This window comes from Microbacterium sp. (genome assembly GCF_036277215.1).
Taxonomy (GTDB): Bacteria; Actinomycetota; Actinomycetes; order Actinomycetales; family Microbacteriaceae; genus Microbacterium.
On sequence record NZ_DASUNI010000202.1, the window covers coordinates 1 to 3,915 of the forward strand.

3 protein-coding genes are annotated in these 3,915 nt (G+C 67.5%); 1 reads left to right on the top strand and 2 read right to left on the bottom strand.

Annotated features, from left to right (window positions below; translation table 11 throughout):
- Positions 1-874, bottom strand: an 874-nt coding sequence (locus VFX99_RS10235) for a hypothetical protein (protein ID WP_329666191.1), incomplete at its 3' end; no start/stop codon positions are given.
- 333 nt (positions 875-1,207) lie between these two features.
- On the opposite strand from VFX99_RS10235, the gene rpsA reads away from it, so the two are divergent.
- Positions 1,208-2,662, top strand: a complete 1,455-nt coding sequence (gene rpsA, locus VFX99_RS10240) for a 30S ribosomal protein S1 (protein WP_329666192.1) — start codon at positions 1,208-1,210, stop codon at positions 2,660-2,662.
- Between the two features lie 65 nt (positions 2,663-2,727).
- Here the strand turns inward: rpsA and VFX99_RS10245 are convergent, their stop codons facing one another.
- Positions 2,728-3,708 (bottom strand): hypothetical protein, encoded by a 981-nt coding sequence (locus tag VFX99_RS10245; RefSeq protein WP_329666193.1) that lies wholly within the window; start codon positions 3,706-3,708, stop codon positions 2,728-2,730.
- Positions 3,709-3,915 lie beyond the last annotated feature (207 nt).

Consider the following 3,915-nt stretch of genomic DNA (forward strand, 5'->3'; position numbering starts at 1 on the left):
GCGGCGTCTGAGGAACGGCCGCGGTCGCCGCCGCCTCGTCTTGCGGTCGCCCACGCCGCAGCCAGATCCATTCGGCCAGCACGATCAGTGCCAGCGCACCCAGGATGACCGCAGTCAGCACCGGGTCGACCGCGAACACCACGAGCAGGACGACGCCGACCACGAACGCGATCGCGCCGGCCACCAGCATCCCGTATTGCCAGCGATGAACTGTCCGCGTCCGCAGGCGGGATGGTCGCGTGCCGCGGGAGCTGAACTGATCGATCGCGATGATGCCTGCGACGACGAAGGCGAACAGGAATCCGGCCGTCATGAGGAACGCCTCGTCGCGATGCAGGACGGCCGCCTGCGCCGCAAGCGCCGATCCGTTCGACGCGTCCGAGACGAAGTCGGACTGCCGGCTGTCGAGGCGCTCGGCCGCACGCTGTGTCAGGTACCCCTGCCCTTCCTCTGCGGTGCACTCGGCGTCCCGATCGCCCAGCAGCAGGGGGCGAAGCCCGTCGAGGGTGAGGTTGGCCGTCACCAGCGCCGGAAGATCGGGCGTCTCACTGAGGTAGGTGACGCGCGCGACGTCGCGCTGCACCTCCGCGGCGCAGTAGCTGCGCAGCACGTCGAGGTCGTGGTCGACCAGTGTCTGCAGGTACCCGACCTGGCGGGATGCCTCGGCCGAGACGATCCGCACCTGGTCGAGCAGATCACCGGCCTCATCCGCGGCCCGGGTCGCCTGATAGACGGCGACGGCGCTCAGGCTCATCGAGACCGCGATGACGGTGATGAGGATGTGATCGCTGCGGAGGATCCGCTGGCCGAGGAGGATGAGCCGACGCCTGAACGAGCGTCGGGGCGCAGGCGCCGTCGACGCGGAATCGCCCATCCGCGACACCCCCCGTCCGCATCGACGCTTCCGGGCGCCCCCGCGCGCCGGGCTCGATCGGCCGATCGAGATACCGAAACTGTGGACCCGTCCGCACGCGGATCGCAAGAGTCGATGCCGAGCCGGCGATCGCTGCGCCCGCAGCGGCGGCCGACGGAATGATGCGGGCTGTCGCGGCGTTCTGGTACCCTGAAATGTCACCCGTGTGGCTCTATTGCCGTGCGCGCGTGGCATCGCACGAACTCGCTCCACATCCAACCGCTGAGGCTCGCGGCATCTTCACGCCCGTGCGCCGAAGCCTGACACCCCAACCCAACAAGGACAACCCACTACATGACTATCGCAACGACCGCCCCGGCCACCAAGCAGGTCGCCATCAATGACATCGGATCTGCTGAGGACTTCCTGGCCGCGGTCGAACTGACCCTGAAGTTCTTCAACGACGGCGACCTCATCGAAGGAACCGTCGTGAAGATCGACCGCGACGAGGTCCTCCTCGACGTCGGCTACAAGACCGAGGGCGTCATCCCCTCACGCGAACTCTCCATCAAGCACGACGTCGACCCCAACGAGGTCGTCAAGGTCGGCGACGCCGTCGAGGCGCTCGTTCTCCAGAAGGAGGACAAGGAAGGTCGCCTCATCCTGTCGAAGAAGCGCGCGCAGTACGAGCGTGCGTGGGGCGACGTGGAGAAGATCAAGGAGACCGACGGTGTGGTCACCGGCTCCGTGATCGAGGTCGTCAAGGGTGGATTGATCGTCGACATCGGCCTGCGCGGCTTCCTGCCCGCGTCGCTCATCGAGCTGCGCCGCGTTCGTGATCTGACGCCGTACCTCGGCCAGGAGATCGAGGCGAAGATCCTCGAGCTCGACAAGAACCGCAACAACGTGGTGCTGTCGCGCCGTGCTCTGCTCGAGCAGACGCAGTCCGAGTCGCGCACGTCGTTCCTGAACAACCTGCACAAGGGTCAGGTCCGCAAGGGCACGGTCTCGTCGATCGTCAACTTCGGTGCGTTCGTCGACCTGGGCGGCGTGGACGGCCTGGTTCACGTCTCCGAGCTGTCGTGGAAGCACATCGAGCACGCCAGCGAGGTCGTCGAGGTCGGCCAGGAGGTCACCGTCGAGATCCTCGAGGTCGACCTCGACCGTGAGCGCGTGTCGCTCTCGCTCAAGGCGACGCAGGAAGACCCGTGGCAGGTCTTCGCCCGCACCCACGCCATCGGCCAGGTCACCCCCGGCAAGGTCACGAAGCTCGTCCCGTTCGGCGCCTTCGTCCGCGTCGCAGACGGCATCGAGGGCCTCGTGCACATCTCGGAGCTGTCGGGCAAGCACGTCGAGCTCGCCGAGCAGGTCGTCTCGGTCGGCGAAGAGGTGTTCGTCAAGGTCATCGACATCGACCTCGAGCGTCGCCGCATCTCGCTCTCGCTGAAGCAGGCGAACGAGTCGGTCGACCCTTACGGCACCGAGTTCGACCCCGCCCTCTACGGCATGGTCACCGAGTACGACGAGAACGGGGAGTACAAGTACCCCGAGGGCTTCGACTCCGAGACCAACGCGTGGAAGGAAGGCTTCGACGCCGAGCGCGAGAAGTGGGAGCAGGAGTACGCCGCTGCCCAGGCTCGCTGGGAGGCGCACAAGTCTCAGGTCGCCAAGACCCTCGAGGCCGAGGCTGCGGCCCCGACCGAGACCAGCTCCGCTTCGAGCTCGTTCTCTTCGGACAGCGCCGGAAGCGGCACGCTGGCCGACGACGAGGCGCTCGCCGCGCTTCGCGAGAAGCTCTCGGGTCGTTGATCTCGCACCACAGCTAGTCACTGCAGCACAAGGCCGTCGCCCTCAGGGGTGGCGGCCTTGTGCGTTCAGCTCTCGCAGGGCGGGAAGTCCTCGGCGCGGATGCCGGCGACGTCCCGGACGAAGGTGAAACGCATCCCGTCGGCGTTCATCGGCAGCATCACCACCACACCGTAGGTGGGCGTCCACTCGTCCGAGATCAGGAAGTAGTTGCCCCCGGTCGATTCGAGCAGGCGAAGACCCCGGTAGTGAAAGCGCGTACCCTCGCCCTCGCCGACGCACGAAACCTCCACACCAGGGGCCACGATGTCAAGCGGTGACGCGCTGTCGATCTCCACCCCGGGGAGGGTGGAGATCCGGCCGGGGAATTCGCGTGCGAGCTCTGTGCCCTCGACCGTCGCGTAGTTCGTCGCCGACCAGAACAGACCCACGGCGACCAGAACGGCCACCGACCCGCGCAGGATGCCGTCCGTCAAGGGCGCGAGCGGCACTGCGCCGGGCAGGTGGGAACGCAGGCCGAAGCCGTACAGCAGCAGAAGCAGCCCCGCGGCGCAGATGAGCGGAGCGGCGATATAGGTGAATGCGAGGCCGATCAACCAGAACGCGGTCCCGAGCAGGAACACGAGGATCGCGAAGACCCACATCCATCTGGCGACGAAGACGACCGCCCTGTCGTCGTTTCCGTAACGGATGCGCCGGCGCTGCCACCACTGGTCGAACGCGACCCACGCCAGCCCTCCGGCCGCGGCGAAGATGGGCAGCAGGACGACGGACCGCACGCTGCGGCGCACGTAGTCGTCCACCGTCATCCCGAGGATGGCCTCGTCGATGCCCAGCATCATGGCCATCCGGTCGGTGCGCACCCAGCCGAAGTAGACCAGCAGCGCGGTGAGCACACCGACGTTCACCAGCACCGCGAGGAGCGACTTCACCATGCCGCCGCGAAGCGCCTGATTCTCGATCGAATCAGCCGAGTCGACCTGCTCGGGCACCGGCCGGGCCGAGGCGTCGGTGGCCCGGGTTTCGGGTGCCTGCGTAGACGATCCCATACCGAACAGGAGGCGCCGAGGCGGCCGTCAGATACACCGCCACGGCAGATGCGGGCGCCCAGCCGGTCGCATTCTGGGGGGCCGATGTCGGGGCGCGGACGTAGCATGCACTCGTGTCCCCGGTGTCGCCCGCGCCATCCGAACGTCAGTGCCGGTCAGCCGACGGATGCCGCAGCGCCGTGCCGCCGGACGCCCCGGTCGACCTGT

Bases quoted from the DNA above. Each gene is read 5' to 3' on its own strand.
- rpsA (WP_329666192.1), top strand. From the start codon at position 1,208: ATGACTATCGCAACGACCGCCCCGGCCACCAAGCAGGTCGCCATCAAT.
- VFX99_RS10245 (WP_329666193.1), bottom strand. From the start codon at position 3,708: ATGGGATCGTCTACGCAGGCACCCGAAACCCGGGCCACCGACGCCTCG.